The sequence below is a fragment of the Streptomyces flavotricini genome, from assembly GCF_020639365.1.
Taxonomy (GTDB): domain Bacteria; phylum Actinomycetota; class Actinomycetes; order Streptomycetales; family Streptomycetaceae; genus Streptomyces; species Streptomyces flavotricini.
Genome location: NZ_JAINUL010000001.1, coordinates 1,627,398 through 1,646,646, shown reverse-complemented (window position 1 = coordinate 1,646,646; position 19,249 = coordinate 1,627,398). Strand labels below are relative to the sequence as shown.

The window sequence follows — 19,249 nt, the reverse complement described above, 5'->3', positions numbered from 1 at the left end:
TCGGTTGGGGTGCCGGTGCCGGTGCCGGCCCTCACGGTTGTGTGCGGGCCGCAGCATCGAGATGTCGTGGGTGGGCCGTCAGCGGTCGGTGTTTCCGGCCGTGCCGGTGGCTGCTGGGACGGGCGTGCCGGTGAGTTGCTGAGCTCGGCGGGCCAGGTGCGGGGCGAGTTCGGGGTGGGCGCCGCGGCTCGTTACCTGGAGAAGCTGAGCGAGGGCGACGAGTTCGCCGATCCGTCCCTCGGGGGTGTCGAGGACGTGGGCGAACTCGCTGCGGATGCGGCCGGCCGTGGCGGGCTGGGGGAGGGTGTAGGCGTGGAGCAGGCCCACGTCGTAGCCGGTGGGGAGCAGGCCCCACCCCTCCCAGTCGAGGATCACGAGGGGCTCCGGCGTGAGGTTGCCCCAGTGGAGGTCCCCGTGTCCCGTGGTCCAGGTAGCGATCGTGGGCACCGGGGTGCCGAGGAAGCGGGTGAAGTTGCGGTCGATCCACTGCTGCCGTACGGCTTGCCGGTCGGTGGGCACCGTCGCTGTGGCAGCGAGTGCGTTGCGTAGGTCTGCCCACCAGGAGCGGGGCAGGTCTACCTCGCCTGTCAGGACCGGTCCGCCGGATTGGAGCGCCGGTTGGGAGATGTACTCGGACAGCTCGGCCCGGTAAGCGATGGCGTCGTCGGTCCACTCGGTGACGTCGTGCAGGCGAGGCCGGGGAACGGAGCGGGGCAGGGCGGAGTCCGCGGCGGCAGTGCCCTCCCATAGGCGGGCGTTGCGCTTGTCGGCAGGAGCACTGACCAGCCGCAGCCACCACCGGCCGGCTCGGCGCCCCAGGGTTCGGCCCTGCCACCCCCAGGCTTCCGGCCCGGACGCGGTCACGGAGAAGGCACGGGCAGCTTGCTGGTGCCGACTTCGCATCCGCTCCTGGTCGGACGTCTGGGCTGGTGGCGCGAATACTGCCTGCCGGGCGTTCGAATCGGTCATGCGGACCGTCCGAGAAGACGCTCCGCTCCGGCGTTTAGCAGCTGTCGGCCTGCGTCCTGCCCGACTTCATGGGCTGACGTCGAGGGGCCGGACGCGCAGGCGCGCAGAGGGGCGCCGCCGGTCGGGTCGAGCACGGCGGCGTGCACGGTGACGACTCCCGACGCGGCGTCGAGGGTGGCGTGGGCGGAGGCGGCCGTCAGGCACCCGCCCTGCAGCGTGGCGAGAGCGGCCCGCTCGGCGTCGAGCAGGATCCGGGTGGGGCCATGGGTGAGGGGTGCGAGCAGCTCCCCGGTGGCGGGGTCGTCGGCACGGTGCTCGACGATCACGGTCCCCGCGCCGGCCGCGGGCAGCCACACGGTGGGGTCGAGGATCTCTGACGCCCGGCCCTCATAGCCGAGGCGGCGCAGCCCGGCCAGGGCAGCGATCATCACGTCCGCGCCGAGCGTTCCCTCGTCCAGCTTCGAGAGCCGGCTGTCGGCGTTGCCGCGGATCGGTACCTGTACGAGCTTCGGGTGGAGAGCCTTGAGAAGGGCCGAGCGGCGAGGCGCGCTGGTCCCGACCCTGGTGCCGGGCGGGAGTTCGGCGAGAGTGGCCGCGGGATGGCCGGCGGGGAGGACGAGGGCGTCGCGGGTGTCCTCTCGGGGCAGGACCGCTCCGATGATGATGCCGGGGGACCGGTCGTGCGGGCCGGGTACGTCCTTGGCGCACGCGATCGTGGCCTGGACGAGGTCGTCGAGGAGGTACCGGTCCGCGTTGCGGGTGAAGGCCCCTTTCCCGCCGATCGCCGAGAGCGGGCCGCGGTGCCGGTCGCCCTCGGAGACGATCTCGACGATGTCGAGGACCGCCTCCGGGTAGCGGGCGCGGAAGGCGTCGCCGAAGCGGTCGGTCTGTTCCAGGGCCATGGGGCTGGGCCGGGTCCCCAGCCGGACGGTGGTGAGGGTGGTGCTGCTGGTCATGAGGGTCGGGCTCCATCGGCGGTTACGGGGTGGGCGGGCGAGATACGGCTGAGGGCGGCCTGGAGGACCGCGTGCGCCGGCAGGACGCTGGTGTCGATGACGTGGCCGTCGGCGTGCATCCACACAGCGGCAGCGGCGTAGTCCACCGCCCTTCGCCGCCGGTACGCACGCACGGCCTCGCTACGGGTCTCGTCTCCCGGGAACTCCTCGCTCGCGTCGATCCGGGCTTTCAGCTCGTCCGATTCGACGTGGAGGACGAGATGGACGAGCCCGGGCGAGCGGCGCAAGGGTGTGAACACTTCCGCGGCGTAGGCGGGACGGCCATGGGCACGAGGACGTGACCGCTGGTGTGCGCGGCGATCTCGCTGATGTAGGCCGTGGTCAGGCGCCGCCAGGCCGGATAGTCCTGGTAGTCGCGGAGCTTTCCGGGGTGCCAGGCCAGGGTGCGGCGCAGCAGGTCGCCGATCTCCTCCGGGTCGGCCACCACCGAACCGGGCAGCGCCTGATGAAGGCCGGCCGCCAGGGTGCTCTTGCCGCTGCCGAAGGCCCCGTTGATCCAGGTGATCACTGCTCGTCGGACCTCCCTGAGGCTGTGTTCCGTCCAACGGCGGGGGCGGGAGCCTCGTCACGGCCGGGCCAGGAGACCACGATGCGGCAGTCGTTCTTCTCCACGACGTCTCCGGCGGGGAGCGCGGAGTCGGGGGTACCTGCGGGCATCACCGTCAGCCGGGGCGTGGCCCGGCCCCGCAGGTCGCGGTCCCAGGTGTGGACGGCGGCGGCTAGGGTGTCCGCGGCGGCCTTGCCGTCCGGCCCGAAGCCCTGGACGCCGAACTCCCACGTGGACGTGCCCTCGGCCTCGTCGTGCTCACGTCGCTCCGTCATCAGGCAGGCCAGCGAGCGACCGAGGACGATCGCTTCGGCGCCCGACCGCTTCGGCAGCCGCACGAGGCCGGGGCGGTCCGGATCCCCCTCCATTCGGCAGAACCCGGGCAGGGAGGTGGCCAGCCACAGCTGCAGGTCCTCCAGCGTCTCCCCGCCGCGCACCGTCACCCCGGTCCACAGCTCGGTGCCGCCCACGGCCAGGGCGCGGTCCAGGCCGTCGAGCGCGGAAGGTGGGGTGTCCTCCCAGCGGATGCCGTAGCCAGTGTCCCCGAGCGGGGCCGCGGTCTCGTCCCACCGGCCGGCACCCTGCATGGGAACGAACCCGCACGGGCTGATCTCCGTGGACACCAGCGCCGGGTCCTCGTTGCGCAGGCCGACGGCCCGGGTGAACCCGCCGATCCGCAGGGGCATGACCAGGTGCCCGCCCTGCGCGAGATGGTTCGTCCAGTACCGCGCAACGTCGTTCGAGGCGACCGTCACGATGATGGCGTCGAAGCCGTCCGCCGGGATCAGCTCTCCGGGGGCCCCGCGGGTGCCGTCGCCCAGGACGGCCCGGACCCGGCCTGCGTAACCGGTCTCGGCCAGGAACCGCTCCGTACGCGCGTGCACGTACGGGTCGATCTCCATGCACACCACCGACCCATGAGGGCCGACGAGTTCGGCGATCAGGCAGGCGTTGTAGCCACCGCCCCCGATCTCCAGCACGTTCGCGCCGGGCCGGAGGTTGGCGCGGTGCAGCATGACCGCCTGCATCTCGGGCTGGGATACCGAGCTCATCGACCGCCCGCTGCCCTGGTCGTACACGGTGGCCACCGCCTCGTTGGCGTACGCCCGGGAGAGCGACTGCTCGGGGAGGAAGGCGTGACGGGGCACCGTCGTGAACGCCCGCCGCAGCTCCGGGGTGTCCGTCCAGCCGGCCTCGGTGAGGTCGTGGACCAGCTGCTCGCGGAGCCGGACCGCCGCGGTCGGTTCGCCGAACTTCAGCGGCACGCCTCCGGCGGGCCTGGGCGTATGGTGCGCGGGCGGGACGTCGGGCAGCAGGCCTGGCCACACCACGTTGAGGGCCTGCGCGGACGCCGCGAACAGCGGCTGAGGCAGGTTTCGCACGGCGAAGGGGGTGTGCCACTCCCACCGGGTGATCAACTCCGGCTCACGGACGGTCGGCTCGCCGGTGAAGTCGGTGATGCGGGCGATCTCGGTGACCCGGGTGAATCCGTGCGTGGAGTCGCACAACGTGCCCAGAAGGAGCACCGACTCCGGCCGGGCGTGCAGGCCCGCCTCCTCCGCGAGTTCGCGTACCGCTGTGGCCTCGAACGCCTCGCCCGGCTCCACCTTGCCGGCCGGGAGTTCCCACACGGCGCGGGAGGCGTTCCAGCCGAGGAGGACCTGCCCGCGGTCGTTGGTGACCACCACGGCGACGCCGGCCATCGCGGATGGCTTCGGGGTCCGCTTCTCGCTGTAGGTGACGGCATCGGTTTTGGGCCCGCGCAGCAGCAGGACGGTGAGGTCGCCGGCCTCGACGCGCTCGGTGTGGTGCCAGCCGTCGGCGAGGAGGTCGATCTCGGTGTCGTCCAGGCAGATCCCGCGCAGCTCCTCGGGGTGTCGGTCGGCGTGCGGGGTGATCACGCACAGGGTGCCGTCCTCGTCGAGGAGGGCAGCGAGTTCGGCAACCGTGCGGGTGCGGTCGGGCAGGTGGGCCAGCGCCCGGCGCATGGTGATCAGCCGATAGCCGCCGGTGCCAGCCGGGGCGAGGGAGGAGAGGTCCCCGCTGGTCAGGTCGAGGTGGTGGCAGCTGACCTGGTCCGAGGCCGCGCTGGCCTTGTCGACGGCGGACTGGGCCCAGTCCACGGCGTCCACCTGGTACCCGGCGGTGGCGAGGAAGCGGGCGAGCTCACCGGTCCCGCAGGCCACGTCCAGGGCCCGGGCCGCCTCGGCGCCTTCCGACAGGGCCAGGTGCTTGGTGAGGACGGTCTTCTCGGTGTCGCTCAGGGGGCGGAAGTCGCGGCCGGCCGCGTAGTGGGCGTGCCAGTCCTGTGCGGTGTGCGTGGTGCTCATGCGGTGCGGGGCTCCCTATTCGTTGGGTGGCTCAAGAGAGGTCGGAGTGCTGGGCGGCGGGTCCGTAGAGGGCTGCCGGCTTGCCGGTCATCAGGGCCCAGTAGCGGTCGCCGAAGGACCAGTGCCACCACTCGGTCGGGTAGTTGACGAGCCCGGCGGCGGTGAGCGCACGGCTGAGGGTGGCGCGGTGCAGCCGGGTTTGGTGGGGGAGGCCGTCGGCGAGGGTGTAGCAGCGGCCCCTGCTCTCCTCCGGGCTGGCGTTGACGCGGGTGCCCATGTCGAGCTCGGTGCCGTCCGAGGTGACGAGGGTCAGGTCGACGGCCGCGCCGGCGCTGTGCGGGGCGATGTCGGGCGGTGACACGTACCGGCTCGTCTGCGCCCGCAGCTCCTCCGCCGGCCAGTCGCCGTGGGCCGCGCGCAGCTCGGCCGCGTACTCCTCGAAGTACCGCTGCTGCAGGGCCGGCGGGCGGAACCCTTCGACGACGAGCAGGCGCAGCCCTTCGGGCAGCAGCAGCTGTGCCTGCAGGAGCCGGTCGAGAACACCGGAGCGTAGGTGCGCGAAGGCGTACGCGGGATCGGAGCGGCGGTCATCGAGGAGGAGTTTTCCGCCGCCGCGGACATCGGCCAGGGGTTCACCGTTGTCCGCGACCGGGATAGCTGCGACCCGCGGGTCGGACATGAGGATGATGCTCATCTAGACCTCCCAGTCCCAGGTGTCGAAGTACGCCGGGATCCCGGCATGGCGGGCGGCCATCACAGCCTCGAGCCGGGCGTGGTCGCGTCCCGGCATCAGGCCCTGCCACTCGGGGACGGCCAGGGCACGGAACTCGTCGTGCTCGTCCGGGTCCAGCACGATCCCCGCAAGCTGCCCGGAGGTGAGCTGGCCGCCGTCGAAAACCCATCCGACGGTGGCCAGCGGCCAGTCCTTGCCCGGCAGCCCGAACACGGTGGCCAGGAGCTTCGGCGGTCCCTCCACGCGGAGGCCAGTCTCCTCCCGGCACTCCCGCACGGCGGTCTCCCAGGGGCGCTCGCCCGGTTCGGCGACGCCGCCCGGCCACTGCCAGGGGTGGGTACTGGAGTACGTGGCACGCAGCTGGACGGGCCGGTCGTCCTCGTCGGTGAAGAAGACGGTCCCGAACATCGTGGCCTTCGGCAGCGTCGCGGCGAACTCCTCCGGAGGCAGCCACTTCCGCTTGCTCACGACGCGTTCCCTTCGACAGCGGCGGGGAAGCGCGTCATCCGCATGAGTGCCGGGTCGGCCGCGAAGCCGAGCTGCTCGTACAGCGGGGCGGAACCGTCGCTGGCGTACAGCTCGTACAGGGTGACACCGGTGTGTTCCAGGTGGTCGAGGAGGGCTGCGAGGGCGGCTTTGGCGTAGCCGCGGCCTCGGTGGGTGGGGTCGGTTGCGACCGCGTGGATCCGTACGGCCAGGCCCTTGGGGTACTTGGGGGCGGGTAGGACGGCGTGGACCAGTCCGAGGGCGCAGGTGGCGAGCCCGCCGACGGGGGAGTCGATCACGTACGCGCGGGCGTCACCGCCGTCCTGGAGGCGTAAGGCGAGCTGGTCGGCGCACGTGGTGAGCCAGGCTTGGTCGAGGGGTTGGCTGAGGATGTTCTCCGACCGGAGGCGGGCGATCTCGGCGGCATCGGCAGGGGTGGCGAGGCGGGGTTCTGGCACGGGGGTCCTTTCTCGAACGGCTAGAAGATGAAGACGGGCTATGGATGTTGGGTTCGGAGTCGGCGCAGGGTGCGGTGGCCGCGCTCGGTGACCTCGGGGTCGTCGTGGCTGGTGCCGTAGGCGATGCCGGAGATGGCGTCGAAGGCGGCCTCGCAGTCCAGGCGCAGCTCCTCCGTGGGGGTGAGTGCTCTGCCGTACCCGTCGAGAAACGCGGCGCGCAGGTCCGGGCGGCCGGTCCAGGTGTCGCTCAGCCGCACCAGGTCCCGGGTCGCGGTGTTGTACTCGGACCGCTCGAAGTCGAACAGCAGCGGTGCACCGTCGCCGTCCAGCAGGACGTTGCGGTACTGCAGGTCCCCGTGCGTGGGCACGAGCAGGGGCTTCGGAAGCTCCGCATAGGCGCGGGCCAGGGCGAGGACCAGATCCTCATCCCCGTCGGCCAGGTACGGACGAGCCCCGTCCAGATGACGCTTGATCCTGTCCGCGGCCGTGGCGGCTGCGGCGGGACGCCCGGGTGCGCTGCGGTGAAGGACGCCCACGAGACGGCCCAGGGACTGCTGCACGCGCGCTTCGTCGGCGGCGCCGAGGACCATGCCGTGCAGAGGCTGTCCGGGCAGCCCGGTGACGACGACGGCCCGCGCGGCGGTGTCGGCGGCGACGAGGCGGGGAGCGCGCGGCCCGAGGGCCGGCACCCAGGACCGGTACGCGGTGACCTCCCGGTCATGGAACTTCGCGCCGCGGTGCCGCTTCAGGTACCAGGTGCCACCCCCAGGCCCGACCAGCCGCCATACGCGGCTGCCGGTGCGCACCCAGGACACCTCCGTCGCCTCTGCGATCCGGCCGACGGCCTGCTCGGCGAACACCCGCAGCACGTACGGCATTTCCACCCCACCGACGGGCGGCCCGCTCAGCAGGCGGGTGCGGTGGGGGCCGTTCGGCCGGTGCTCGATGTCGTCGCCCGGTTGTTGGAAGTGCACGGCGGCGGGCAGATGGGCGCGGTAGGCGTCCAGACCGGCTCGGCAGTACGCCACCGTCGGGTCGGGGAGGGCGTCCAGTGGGTACCAGTCCATGCCGTCGCACCGGTCCGGCTCCATGATCCGAGGCCGGCCCGACCAGCGGCGGACGTCGAAGAAGACGCCGATACGGGACCTGGATCCCGCCGGTGGGCGGTGGTGGACGGTGACCGCCGTGGTCACGTCCTCCGCCTGGATGAGTACGCCTGTTTCCTCGAGGGCTTCCCGGGTGACGGCCTCGACCATGTCCTCGTCGGGGTCGAGGTGCCCGGACGGCAGATGCCACAGGCCCGACGCGTACACCGGTCCGGCCCGGCGGGACAGCAGCACCTCGGGTCCGCGCTCGCCGTCGCGGCGCAGGATGAGGTGGACGTCGACCGGCACCGTGTGCCGGGCCCCGCCGCTCACCGGGCTTCCCCGGGGCGGCGGGCGAGCAGCAGGGTGAACACGCCGTCCTCGTGTAGCACTCCGTCCCGCGCGTGCTGGAGCAGCAGCTGCTGGGCCTGGTCCTCGAATCCGGCGTGGTCGGCGAAGAGGTCGGGCCGGGCGAAGGTCGTGGACCGCAGGTAACCCAGGACGCTTCGGGGGGTCCACATGCGGTTGAAGGGAATGCGGTGCTCGGCAATGTCGCTGAACGCGGATTCGGCGAGGTCGTCTTCGTAGCGGCGGCCGGGCTCGCGGTAGGTGCCGGTGGCGCCGGCGCGGCGCTCTGCTCCGAGGTGGGACTGGATCAGGCCCTGGAGCGCGACGGTCCATTCGGCCTGGTGGGTCCACAGGCTGCCGTCGCCCATGATCGCGACGGCGGCGTGCGGCGCGGCCACCCGGTCGGCCATGGCCAGCACTGCCGGGCGGTCCATCCAGTGGAACGCCCGGCAGCAGGTGACCAGATCCGCCTGGTAGCCGGGTTGGGCGGGGGTGAACTTTTCGGCCGGGACGGCGTGCACGGTGGCGGTGCGCTCGCCCAGCTGGGGTTCGAGCTCGTCGAGCGCGGTGCGGAGCATCCCCTCGTCCTGGTCCACAAGGTCCAGGTGGGCCGCGGGAAGCAGGGCGGGCAGCATGGACAGGGCGACCTGTCCGGTGCCGGCGCCGAGGTCCAGCAGCGTGGGCGCCGCCGCGCTGGCCAGTTCCCGGGCCAGGAGCTGGACCACATGGTCGGGCAGTCGGGGGCGATAGCGGGCGTAGTAGCGGTCCGCCGAGTCGAACAAGGACACAGGACTCCGATCTCGTGGTGTGGGCGTTCAGCTGCGGGTGTCGGGGACCTGGGGCAGCCAGGGGACGGCGGTCTCGCGGAAGGACTGGTTGACCGGGACAAGGTCGGGCGGGTTGCCCAGCGCGGAGAGGGTGACCGCGATGCTGGTGGCGCCGTCATCGAGGGCGCAGATCTGGCTGCCGCAGGACGGGCAGAAGCCGCGCTTGGAGTCCGGCCACGTGTAGTGCCACGACGGCTCGGCGCCGGACCAGGCCAGGCCGTCGAGCGGGAAGGAGACCCACGACATCATCGGTGCCCCCGACAGGCCCTGGCAGTCCCGGCAACTGCAGGTGTGGGGGTAGTCGGGCTCCCCGGTGACCGTGAACTGGACCTTCCCGCACAGGCAGCCGCCCGAACGGGCCGTGGTGGAAGCCGGGGTGGATGAGGTCATGGGGTGGACTCCTTCGGCGCCGGGGTGGGTTCGGGGGCTTGCGGCGGGACGGTCACTGCCGGCTGGAGGGCGGCGGGCAGCTGCCAGGACAACTCGGCCGGCCCGCTGCCGGCGCTGACCCACTGGGTTCCGTCCGGTTCGAGGTGCAGCCGGTAGGAGGACGGGGATCCGGCCGCCTGCCATCGGGTGGCGGTGTCCTGGATCTCCGCCCAGATGTCGCGGGGCCCGCAGACCGTGACCGTCCACGTGCCGGAGTCGTCCGGCCGGGCAGTGACCCAGGACCCGCAGTCGGGGGCCCCGATGACCAGGTGGTCGGCGGCCCAGTTCCGTACGAGCCCGGGGTGCAGGTGGTCCAGGGCCAGCCACAGACCGCGGGCATCATCCGGTGGTGGGCCCGTGTGCGTGGTGCGGGTGCTGCCCCCGTCCGCGGCCTCGATCCGGCCCCGCAGACCGGGCTTCAGGTAGAGCTGGCTCCAGCCGTGGCCCGCCCGGTGCCCGAGCCGCACCGCTTCCAGACGGGCCGTAACACGCCCGCTGCCGGTCCTGGTGAGGACCGCCAGGCCCGGCCAGGACGGCGAGGACGTCGACAAGGTCGCCAGCGCCAGCCCGCCGGCGGCTAGCTGCTGCGGCCAGGCCTCCGGTACCCGGGGGATCGCGTACGACACGAAGATCCGGTCGTAGTCGGCGCCTGCAGGCCAGCCGTTCTGCCCGTTCCCCGTCACGGCCGTAGGCCGGTGGCCGAGCAACGCCAGCCGCTCGCGGGCGGCGGCGGTGACGTGCTCGTCCCGGTCCACGGTGACTACCCCCGCAGCCCCTGCGATCACGCACGCGACGGCCGCGGTCACTCCCGCACCGGTCCCGACGTCCAGGACCCGCTGGCCCGGCCGCAGTCCGAGGCGCTGCAGGAGCGCGACGGTCATCCCGGCCGTGCTGGACATGGCCGTCATCGACCCGCCCGACCTCGGGGCCGGCACCCGGCCCAGGACCGGCTCGCCGTCGTGCTGGACCAGCACGCTCTCCACTCCGTACAGCAGCCCGAGCAGCTCCTCCCGGTCCGCGGGCACTCCCCAGTCGAGCAGGTCCCAGCGCGGCGGAGTCTCGTCCGGCCGGCTGCGCCGCACGTACGCCTGCGGCATCAGCACCTCCCGCCGCACCGCGAGGAACGCGTCCCCGACCGGGCCCGGCCGGAGGTGGCCGGATGCTTCCAGCCCGGCGACCATCTCCGCCCGCGCGACCCTCGCTCGCTCCTCAGGGGAGGCTTCGGTCCGGGCGGGCGGGACAAGGGGATCGAGCACGTACAACTCCTTGGGCAGGGGGCACGGGGACTGCGGGCGGGATGCGCGGGGCGGTCAGGTCCACCCGAGCTCGGTATAGGGACGACCGGCTCGGATGCCTTCGATCGCCGCTCGGGTGTAGGGGACGATCGGCTCCGGAAGGGCGTCGGCGGGCCACCAGCCCCAGGACACGCACCGGTCCGGCTCTCGGACTTCAGGTGTCCCCGTCCACTGCCGGGCGCGGAAGACGAACCCGACTCTCGGCTGGTCTCCGGGCTTGTCGACCATGTGCACCACGTGCGCGAGCTCGACGTCGGACGGGTCGATGCACAGCCCGGCCTCTTCCTGCGCTTCGCGGACCAGGCAGGCCACCGCGGACTCCTGCTCGCAGTGCCCGGCGAGGAAGTGGTGGGTGCCGCCGGCGTACGCGGAGCCGGGGTGGCGCAGGCCGAGCAGCACCTGGCCATCGCGTTCCAGGTAGAGGTGGACGCCGACGATGTGCGGAACGCTGGTGCTGCCCGCCCTCGGGCGGTCCGGCCCGAGGGCCTCGCGTTGGGGCGCCGCCTTGGTGCGGCCGAAGTGCTCGGCGTGTCGGCGTACGAGGTCCAGGGTGGAGGGGCTCAGCCTCAGGCGCTCCATGGCGTCGGGGTGGAACCAGGCCAGCATCACGCCCTCGGTGAGCGGCAGTCCGGCCGGATCGCCGTTCCACTGGGCGGTGAACACCTCCACCGGCACGGTCAGACCGTCGGTACCGGTGGCGAGCTCGACGGCGAACGGCTCCACGACGCCCGGCTCGAGCCCGGCTTCCTCCCGCAGTTCCCGCCGGACGGTGTCTTCGAGCGAGGTGTCGCCCGGCTCGCGGCCCCCGCCGAGCAGGGCCCAGGCCCCGGGCTCCCAGATGCCGGGGAGGTCATCGCGCAGGTGCAGCAGGTAGCGGCCGTGCCCGTCGTGGATCAGCGCCGAGGCGTTGACCGGCTCGATGCGGCCGTCGAGCCCGGACGCGGTGAGCTTCTCCCGCAGCTGCGGGGCCGTGACCTTCTCGAAGGCGACCCACTGCGGGGCCGAGACCTCCTCCGGCTGCACCGTGACCTTGACCTCCCTGTCCACCAGCTGGAAGACGAAGCGGAAGTCCCAGTGCTGGTGCGCGGCTTCGCCCTTGGTCGGGTTGGCGTCGATGTCGAAGACGTCGATGTCGATGGGCAGATCGCCGTAGGCGGCGGTGGCGCACAGGGCGCCGGGCGGGATGCCGGCCTCCTCGTGGATCTCGCGCAGCGCCGTCTCCAGCAGCGAGCGATCATCTGCCTCGACGTGCCCGCCGGGTGCCAGCAGGAGCCCGAAGGTGTTGTGGTGGACGAGCAGGACACGGCGGTCGTGTTCGACGACGACCGCGCTGCACGTGACGTGCCCTGGCATGGTCGAGCGGCTCGTCGGCTCGGCGTCTTCGTCCAGCAGCCGCAACAGAGGTGCCAGCAGCGGCACTTCAGCCGGGTACCGTTCCAGGTAGGCGGTGACGAGATCGCGGATGTGGGAGCGGGAGGGCGGCAAGAGGAGCCTCACAGGTCGGTGGGACGGCGGGATGGAGGAGTCGGCGGCGCTCACGGGTGAGGGCGCGCTCCTGGGGCATCAGCGGGCGGAGGGGCAACTCGGGCGCGGGCGGAGTCGCCGGAAGGAGGTGCGGGGACGGGCATCACGGTCAGGCGGCTGACCGGGGAGCGCAAGAGCACGATCACTGGCAGCACCAACACCAGCGTCCCGACGGCCAGAGCGGTACGTGCCCCGAACGCCGTGGCCACGGCGCCGCCGGCCAGGGCCGCGAACGGCTTGCTCCCGGAGACCAGCCAGGTCGACGTCTGCTGCGCCCGCGCCTGCAGGTGGGGCGGGCAGATCTGCTGGCGCACCGACCTCTGGGTGGTACCCGCCACTGCCGCGGCGGCGAGCTGAAGGCCGCCCGCCGCGGCGAGGACGGCAAGCCAGACGGGCCCCGGCCGGGCCAACAGCAGCGGCACGCCCGCCACTGGGCAGGTAGCGAAACCGGCGAGCAGGGTGGGCCCGGGGCCGAACCGGGCTACGACACGCGGCGCTGCCAGGGCCCCGGCAAGCGCGCCCGCCCCGGAGACACCCATCACGACCCCCAACCCGGTAGGTCCCGCCTCCAGCACGGTCAGCAGGTAGTACGCAAACAGCGCGCCGGTCACACCGACGCCCACACCGGTCAGGGTCAGCGCGAACACGAGGTCCCGGACCAGTGGAGTCCGCGCGGTATAGGCCAGGCCCTCCCAAATCTCCCCGGCCAACCTGCCCCTGGGCCGCCCCTCGCCCGCTACCGGCCGGCCGGGCTCCGGAATCCGGGCTGTGCAGCAGGCGGACACCAGGTACGACAGGGCGTCCAGCCAGAAGGCCTTGGCCGCGCCCACGGCCGCGACGACCGCGGTGCCGAGATAGGTCCCGGCCATATCCGCGGCCCCGAACGCGGCACCCACCCGGGCGTTGGCCCGGTGCAGCACGGCGGGTTCGACCAACTGCGGCACGATCGCGATGGCCGCCGCCTGGTGCAGCACGGTCACCGCACCCAGGACCAGCGCGACCGCGTACAGCACGGACATCGACAACACCCCGGCCAGCGCCGCCACGGGAACTACCGTGACGACAGCAGCACCGGCAAGGTCGGTGCCCACCAGCAGAGCCCGCTTGGCGTACCGGTCGACGATGCCGCCAGCGGGGAGGGCAAGGAGGAAGGTGGGCAGGTGGGCCAGGGAGGCGAGCAGAGCGGCTTGCCCGGCCGTCGCGTCCAGTTCGAGGACGGCCAGGGTGGGCAGGGCCACCAGGTGCACCGACGTCCCGACCAGGCCGGCGGACTCCCCGCCGAGGTACAAGCGGAATCCTGTCCCAAGTACCGGTGCCCTCTTGCGGGCGGAGGGCCGGGGGCGGGGCAGCGTCACCACAGGACGGCCTCCGTCAGCAGCCAGCCTGCGGGCAGGGCATCGGGGACGGGGACAGGCGGACGGCACTCGGTCTGCGAGCTGGTCTGCGGTTGGGCCAGGTTGCGTCCCGACGCCGGGCGGATGTTCACCCCGCTGGCCTGTTCCTGGGGCGCGGCGGCGGTCATGCGTGGTCCTGGGGCCGCAGAGTGTCGTGGTCGCCGGCGGACTGCGTGGGGATTGTGGCATCGAAGGCAGCTGCTTGGACGAGGTAGGCGTCGCGGAAGTCCCCCGTGCCCGTAGCCGGGTCCATCAGTTCCTCCCAGGTGCCCGACTCGGCGACCCGGCCGTCCTTCAAGACGTGGATGAGGTCCGCATGGCGCACGGAGTGCAGGCGGTGGGTGATGAGCACGATCGTCTGCCCGGTGGTCGCGGCCAGGGCCCTGATCTGGTCGAAGACCCGCTGCTCCGCGACCGCGTCCAGGGCGCTGGTGGGCTCGTCCACGATCAGGATCTCGGCCTGCCGGTACTTGGCCCGCGCGATGCCGATGCGCTGCCACTGACCGCCCGAGATCTGGTGCCCTCCGCGATAGCCGCGAGCCAGCAGCGTGCCGAGCCCGCGAGGCAGGCCGTTGAGGACCTCGTCGGCACCGGAGAAGCCGCAGGCCTCCTCGACCGCCCGGTCGTCGATGACCTGACCGGGCTGCCCGATACCGACGTTCACCCGGAACGTGAAGGGCCAGTGGTAGAAGTCCTGCGACATCAGCGCGACGCGGCCGAAGACCTGGTCGCGGTCGGCGGTACGGGCATCGACGTCGTCCCACCAGATCGTGCCGCTGCCCTCGTCCGGCAGGTAGAGGCCGGCGAGGAGCTTGACCAGGGTGGACTTGCCGGAGCCGTTCTCGCCCACCAGCGCGATGATCTTCCCCGCCGGGAACGCCAGGGTCACCTCGCGCAGCGTGGGCTCGGGCGGGGCCTGCCCGCTGCCGGGGTAAGTGAAGGTGACCTTCTCGAACCGGACTTCCCGCAGTCGCTCGGGCAGCGGGTCCCCGCCCGCAGGGATGGCCCGGGTCTTCGCCTCCCGGCACAGTCGCTCGAAGTCCGCGACGAACAGGGACTCCTGGTGGAGTTCGGTGACCTGGAGCACCAGGCTGTCGAGGCTGGCGGCGCCTGTGCGGATGGCCAGTACCGCCGTGCCGGCGACGGAGAGTTCCATCGCTCCGCCCCACAGCAGGGCCCCCAGGGCGCCGTAGGTGAGGAGGGTGGCGAGGCCGCCGGCGCCGTCGGCGGCGAGCCCGATCCGTGCGGCGCGGCGGGCCAGCCGGGTCTGCTCGCGCTCGCTGGTCTCGGCCATGGTCCGGAAGTGCCCCAGCAGGAAGGGCCCGACGGCATGGACGCGGACCTCGGCGGCCGCTTCCTTCTGGGTCAGCAGCTGGCCGAGCAGGTGCCCGGCGCGGGCGTGCTGGACGAAGGCGTGGAAGGAGATGTACCGCTGGCGGGAGATCATCAGCGAACTCCACGCGCTCGGCAGGGTCATCAGGACCAAGAGCGGCAGCAGCACCGGGTGCAGGACGGTGAGCACGCCGGCCGCTGCGATCAGCGACACCGCGGAGTTCAGGGTGTTGGTGCAGTAGCGGATCATGCGCCGGGCCGAGTCGGCGCCGTACCGGGCCGCGTCCAGCAGCCGGTGGAACTCGTCGTCCTCGATCGCCGACAGCTCCGTGCGGTACACCAGGCCGAGGTACTGCTCGGTCGCGACTCGCTGCACCTTCGGCTCCAGCGCCCCGGTGGCCGCCGTCGACGCCGAGCGTAAGAGCGACCCGAGGAACGCCGTGACGGCCACGGCCGCGAGCGCGGGCAGCGCCTGAGTCAGGCGCTCGTTGGTGCTGCCCGCCGCGAGGACGTGGCCGAGCACGCTGTTGACCGCGACCAGGCCGACAGCCTGCGCGATGCCCCGCCCGGCCTCCGAGGCCAGGACCACGCGCAGGGCCCGTGCGTCGGCGAGGTGGGCGAGCCGCAGGCCGGTCCCCGCAAGACGCGGGAGCTGCCGCGCCATGGTCCAGAGCCCGAGCTGGAGCCAGGCGCCCTCATGCTGGTCCCAGCCGATGTCGTAGGCCAGCTCGCCGCCGAAGAGGAGCCGCTCGGAATCCGACACCCCCGCGGCGCCGGATCCGCTTGCCGAGTCCTTGCTCACGTAGCCCTCCCGAAATCCGGGCGTGAGCCGCGGCAGCAGGACGATGAAGCGTCAACACGACCCCCACCCGCCGAGGGCAGGCACGGGGCAGGCGCGTCATGTTCGATTAAGGGGAGGGCGGCGAGGTGCTTCGGTAGGAGATTCACGGGGTCCTCCGGATGGGCGCACGACTGGTACTGGTGCTCTAAGAACGGCTCCGATCCGGGTCCGTCACGGCCGGATCGGAGGCAAAACGGGAACGAATGTTCCCGTCCGGCTGGGTGGGCTTGGCGCGTCTGGGGCGGTGGCGTTGAAATTCGCTCGAACAGGGGGTGTCACCCGGGCGGAGGATTGCCGACCGCGTGCGTACGCCGGACCGGCTCGGACACCTGGGCGACTCAGGGGACCGACAGGCTGTCTCTGATCACGCGGTCGCTCCGATGCAGTGCCGTGTCCAAGGCGCTGCGCAGGTGCGCGGGCACGGCGCCGGAGCCCAGAGCACAGGCTGCGACGAGGTCGTGGCAGTCCTGGAGCTGTCTTGGGGCGGCGAGCTGGGTGAACAGCGAGCTGTCCAGGACTTCGCGGGCGGCGAAGCCATCACGTGTACCGACGATGCTTCGGTGCAACTCGTTCGTGATGCGGTAGGCGGCCGGGCTCGCCGGGGAGGCGATGGTGTCCAGGACTGTGAGGCGCACGCGGGTGTCGAAGACCGTCATGCCCTGCTCGGCGGGGACGGCGCGGAGGGCGGCCTCGAGTTCGTTCTCCTGGCTTTGGTCCAAGTCGGCGCAGGCACGGAGGCATAGGGCGTGGAGGCAGGAGGTGACGGCGTGCTCCCACGGTTCGCCGGCGGCTGTGTCGGCGATGAGGGCGGCGGCGTGCTCGGTGTCGCCGCTGGTGAGGGCGGCGACGACGGCGATCTGTCGGCCGTCGAACATCCGCTTGCCGGTGCCTTGATGTTTGCGGGTGTGCGCGAGGGCTTCGGCCCACCGGCCACTTCCGGTGAGGGTCCGAGAGCCGTCGGCGAGGAGGACCCGCCACAGCCAGGCGCGCACTTCCTGCCGACCGTCTTCGGACTGGACCAGGTCGGCGGGGATGTGTACGTCGTCGAATCGGCCGGCGGTTCCGTTCGTGATGGCGCCGAAGAGGCGCAGAAGACGGTTGCGTCCTTCGTCGGGGTGTCCGGCCCGGATCTGCAGGCGGGCCAGGTTGACGATGGGCTCGAGGGCGCGGATCGCGGCCGTGGCGGGGAGTGGGGTTGCGTGCAGGTAGGCGTCGGCGTGCTGGTGGCACAGCTGGCGCGCGAGGTCAGGCAGCCCGACGTCGCTGGCGATCAGGGCGGCCTGGTTGTAGACGGCCGAGGCGAGCCCCTGGTCCGTGCGGGCGGCAGCGGTCTCGGAGAGCGTTGCGAGAGCCTGGATGCGGTCGGGGAGGGGAAGGCATGCGGGCCGGAACCGTGAGACGAGGGGGAAGCGTCGGGCTAACTGGCCGTGCGGGTCCATGAAGTTCTCCGAGGGGGCAGCCCGACGTGTGGTGCCCACCGCCGGAGATGTGGGCGGCGGGCACCACACGGTCAGGGGAGTACGGTCAGTTGAAGTCGATGACGATCCGGTTCAGGGGCGTGTCGACGGTGAACTGGCCGGGACGTTCCTCGGGAACCGGCGCCTGGAGGGATTGGAGCTCGAAGCCGGCCTCGCGGCTGCGGTAGGTGCGGTCCCAGGTACGGATCGCCTCAGCGACCTGCGCAGCGAGCTCGTCGCTGCCGGGGCCGTGGCCGATGACGCCGAACTCCCACAGCTTGCCGCCCTCAGGGGTGGTCTGGTCCGAGAGGCGCCGGGCGAGGTAGGTCAGGGCGCCCTTGTCGATGACCGCGGTGGAGGAGGGGTAGGGGTCCTCGGTGAGGGTGGTGCCCGTCGCAGCGGCCGGGAACAGCATCCTGATCAGGCCGGAGTCGAAGGAGCAGCTGACGAAGAGCTCCATCCACTCGGGCGATTCCATGGCGCGGACCGTCATCCCAGTCCACTCCTCGACCCGCGGTTCTTCGAGCACGCGGGCCAGCGCCTCGGCGTCGATGGACGTCCCGGCCGGCGCCTGCAGTCGTACGGTTCCGTCTGCGGTGAGGGGGACGATACGCCGGTCGTCGTCCGCGATGCCGCGGCGCAGGGGCATGAAGGTGTTCATCTCGCTGCCGAGCGACACCCACCGGCCGTCTCGGCGTTCGTAGACGATGGAGCGGGAGACGCTGCCCTTGATGCGCTGGGGAACGACGAGCCGCCCGCCGGGGGCGAGCTGGTCGAGCCAGGCGTGCGGGATGCCGTGGGCGCCGACAGTGGCGATGATCCGGTCGTACGGCGCCCCGTCGGCGTAGCCGACGGCTCCGTCGCGGGTCAGTGCTTCGACGTTCGTGTACCCGGCGGCAGCCAGGTGCGCGCGGGCGCCGTCGACGAGGTCGTCGTCGACGTCGATGGTGGTGACGTGACCGGTGTCGCCGACGAGGTGGGCGATGAGGGCGGCGTTGTACCCGGTGCCGGCGCCGAGTTCGAGGATGCGCTCGCCGGGCTGGGCGTCGAGCTGGTCGAGCATGAGGGCGACCACGGCGGGCTGGGAGGCGCAGGAGATGGACGTGCCGTCGGTGTCGTACTTCACGTGAACCGGCTGGTTGGCATAGGCCTCCTGAAGCGAGGCGTCGGGCACGAACAGGTGCCGGGGCACGGTGCGCAGTGCGACCTCGGCGGCCGGGTTGGTGGCGTGGCCCTCCTGGCGGATCTGGTCGACGAGAGTGTTGCGGAGCTGTTCCGCGGTCGGGTCGGGGGTGGTGAGCGTGTTGGTGTTCACCGATCCGACGCTATCGGCGGCCGGGGTGCCGTCGGGGGTGGTTGCGGGGGTGTCACTCGTTCCCATGATGGCCTTTCGGGCGAGGTTGGACAGGGCGCTTTGGTCCTCCAGGGGGAGGCCGGCCCGGTTGAAGTGGAAGATGATGTGGTGGGCGAGGACGGCTCTCAGTCCCCGGCGCAGGCGGCCTTCGTGGTTGAGGACTGCGAGCGCGGTCCCGGCCCGTGCGAAGGCGCGGACCCAGTCGGCGTGGCCGTGGAGCGGGCCGTCCTCCCGGCACAGGCTGCGGGCGTCGACGGTCAGCAGGCAGTGCATGGCCGCGTCCAGCTCGGAGGCGAGGATCGGCGGGGTCGGGCGTTCGGCGGCGACCTTGTCCCAGACGTCTCCCTGCTCGTACCAGTCGAGACCGGCAGCGCGCATCATCGCGCTGACGAGGAGGACGGCGGTCTCGCGACGACCGAGGTGCCCGGCCTGGACGGGGTAGGTCAGCAGGTGCCGGCTGTCGGCGTGGAATAGCTCGTGGGCTGCCTCCATGGCCTCGGTCCCGCCGAAGGCCAGGGTCTCCGGCTCGTAGATGGCGGGAATCCACTGCCGGACCTCGTCGTCTTGGACGAGCCCGCTGAGGGCGGCCCACAGGGAGGGGGTCTCGTCGCCGGTGGTGCGCACGCGCAGCTTCCACGGCTGCTTGTTCAGGAACCACCAGGCGGAAATTTCCCCCCGGTCCTCGGCTTTGAGCAGGGCGGGGCAGAGCTTCTGGGGAATCACCTGCTGCGCCGCGGCGCGGTCCCGGAAGGTGACGTTGATCTGGTGCCATGTGCCCTGCATCGATGAGGTCCTTCAAGTAGGTGGACGACGGGGGTCTGTCG

The 19,249-nt window shown here is 72.2% G+C and carries 17 protein-coding genes; all 17 read right to left on the bottom strand.

The window, feature by feature from the left end; genetic code table 11:
- Window positions 1-78 precede the first annotated feature (78 nt).
- The 17 genes from K7B10_RS07710 to fxlM (K7B10_RS07630) all read right to left on the bottom strand — a co-directional run bounded on the left by K7B10_RS07710 (window position 79) and on the right by fxlM (K7B10_RS07630) (window position 19,208).
- Window positions 79-969 (bottom strand): hypothetical protein, encoded by an 891-nt coding sequence (locus K7B10_RS07710; RefSeq protein WP_229335203.1) that lies wholly within the window; start codon window positions 967-969, stop codon window positions 79-81.
- Window positions 966-1,925 carry a hydroxymethylbilane synthase gene (gene hemC / locus K7B10_RS07705; protein WP_229335202.1) on the bottom strand — a complete coding sequence of 320 codons (960 nt, stop codon included), beginning with the start codon at window positions 1,923-1,925 and terminating at the stop codon, window positions 966-968. Before hemC ends, K7B10_RS07710 begins: the two co-directional genes overlap by 4 nt.
- A gap of 229 nt (window positions 1,926-2,154) precedes the next feature.
- On the bottom strand, window positions 2,155-2,493 hold the full coding sequence (locus K7B10_RS40750) for an ATP-binding protein (protein ID WP_267501348.1): 339 nt from the start codon (window positions 2,491-2,493) through the stop codon (window positions 2,155-2,157).
- Entirely contained in the window at window positions 2,490-4,862 is a 2,373-nt protein-coding gene (gene fxlM, locus K7B10_RS07695) for a methyltransferase, FxLD system (RefSeq protein WP_229335201.1), read from the bottom strand. The genes K7B10_RS40750 and fxlM (K7B10_RS07695) overlap by 4 nt, the downstream gene beginning before the upstream one ends.
- Window positions 4,863-4,893: 31 nt before the next feature.
- Window positions 4,894-5,556, bottom strand: a complete 663-nt coding sequence (locus K7B10_RS07690) for a M15 family metallopeptidase (protein ID WP_229335200.1) — start codon at window positions 5,554-5,556, stop codon at window positions 4,894-4,896.
- Window positions 5,557-6,063, bottom strand: a complete 507-nt coding sequence (locus K7B10_RS07685) for an NUDIX domain-containing protein (RefSeq protein ID WP_308284560.1) — start codon at window positions 6,061-6,063, stop codon at window positions 5,557-5,559.
- Window positions 6,060-6,539 (bottom strand): GNAT family N-acetyltransferase, encoded by a 480-nt coding sequence (locus K7B10_RS41225; RefSeq protein WP_229335199.1) that lies wholly within the window; start codon window positions 6,537-6,539, stop codon window positions 6,060-6,062. Before K7B10_RS41225 ends, K7B10_RS07685 begins: the two co-directional genes overlap by 4 nt.
- 38 nt (window positions 6,540-6,577) lie before the next feature.
- Entirely contained in the window at window positions 6,578-7,957 is a 1,380-nt protein-coding gene (locus tag K7B10_RS07675; RefSeq protein WP_229335198.1) for a phosphotransferase, read from the bottom strand.
- Window positions 7,954-8,760, bottom strand: coding sequence for a class I SAM-dependent methyltransferase (locus K7B10_RS07670; protein WP_229335197.1), 807 nt, complete (start codon window positions 8,758-8,760; stop codon window positions 7,954-7,956). The genes K7B10_RS07675 and K7B10_RS07670 overlap by 4 nt, the downstream gene beginning before the upstream one ends.
- Before the next feature lie 27 nt (window positions 8,761-8,787).
- Window positions 8,788-9,189 (bottom strand): GFA family protein, encoded by a 402-nt coding sequence (locus K7B10_RS07665; protein ID WP_229335196.1) that lies wholly within the window; start codon window positions 9,187-9,189, stop codon window positions 8,788-8,790.
- Window positions 9,186-10,484: a protein-L-isoaspartate O-methyltransferase family protein gene (locus K7B10_RS07660; protein WP_229335194.1), complete on the bottom strand. Its 1,299-nt coding sequence runs from the start codon at window positions 10,482-10,484 to the stop codon at window positions 9,186-9,188. Before K7B10_RS07660 ends, K7B10_RS07665 begins: the two co-directional genes overlap by 4 nt.
- A gap of 54 nt (window positions 10,485-10,538) precedes the next feature.
- The gene (locus K7B10_RS07655; protein WP_308284559.1) at window positions 10,539-12,020 is read right to left on the bottom strand and encodes an NUDIX domain-containing protein; all 1,482 of its coding nucleotides are present in this window, start codon (window positions 12,018-12,020) and stop codon (window positions 10,539-10,541) included.
- Between the two features lie 38 nt (window positions 12,021-12,058).
- Window positions 12,059-13,402 carry an MFS transporter gene (locus K7B10_RS07650; protein WP_308284557.1) on the bottom strand — a complete coding sequence of 448 codons (1,344 nt, stop codon included), beginning with the start codon at window positions 13,400-13,402 and terminating at the stop codon, window positions 12,059-12,061.
- Entirely contained in the window at window positions 13,399-13,569 is a 171-nt protein-coding gene (locus K7B10_RS07645; protein WP_229335192.1) for a hypothetical protein, read from the bottom strand. The genes K7B10_RS07650 and K7B10_RS07645 overlap by 4 nt, the downstream gene beginning before the upstream one ends.
- Window positions 13,566-15,575: an ATP-binding cassette domain-containing protein gene (locus K7B10_RS07640; RefSeq protein ID WP_372481383.1), complete on the bottom strand. Its 2,010-nt coding sequence runs from the start codon at window positions 15,573-15,575 to the stop codon at window positions 13,566-13,568. The genes K7B10_RS07645 and K7B10_RS07640 overlap by 4 nt, the downstream gene beginning before the upstream one ends.
- Before the next feature lie 377 nt (window positions 15,576-15,952).
- Entirely contained in the window at window positions 15,953-17,053 is a 1,101-nt protein-coding gene (locus tag K7B10_RS07635; RefSeq protein WP_229344823.1) for a hypothetical protein, read from the bottom strand.
- An 85-nt stretch (window positions 17,054-17,138) separates the two neighbouring features.
- Window positions 17,139-19,208, bottom strand: a complete 2,070-nt coding sequence (fxlM, locus tag K7B10_RS07630; RefSeq protein WP_229335191.1) for a methyltransferase, FxLD system — start codon at window positions 19,206-19,208, stop codon at window positions 17,139-17,141.
- Window positions 19,209-19,249: the final 41 nt, after the last annotated feature.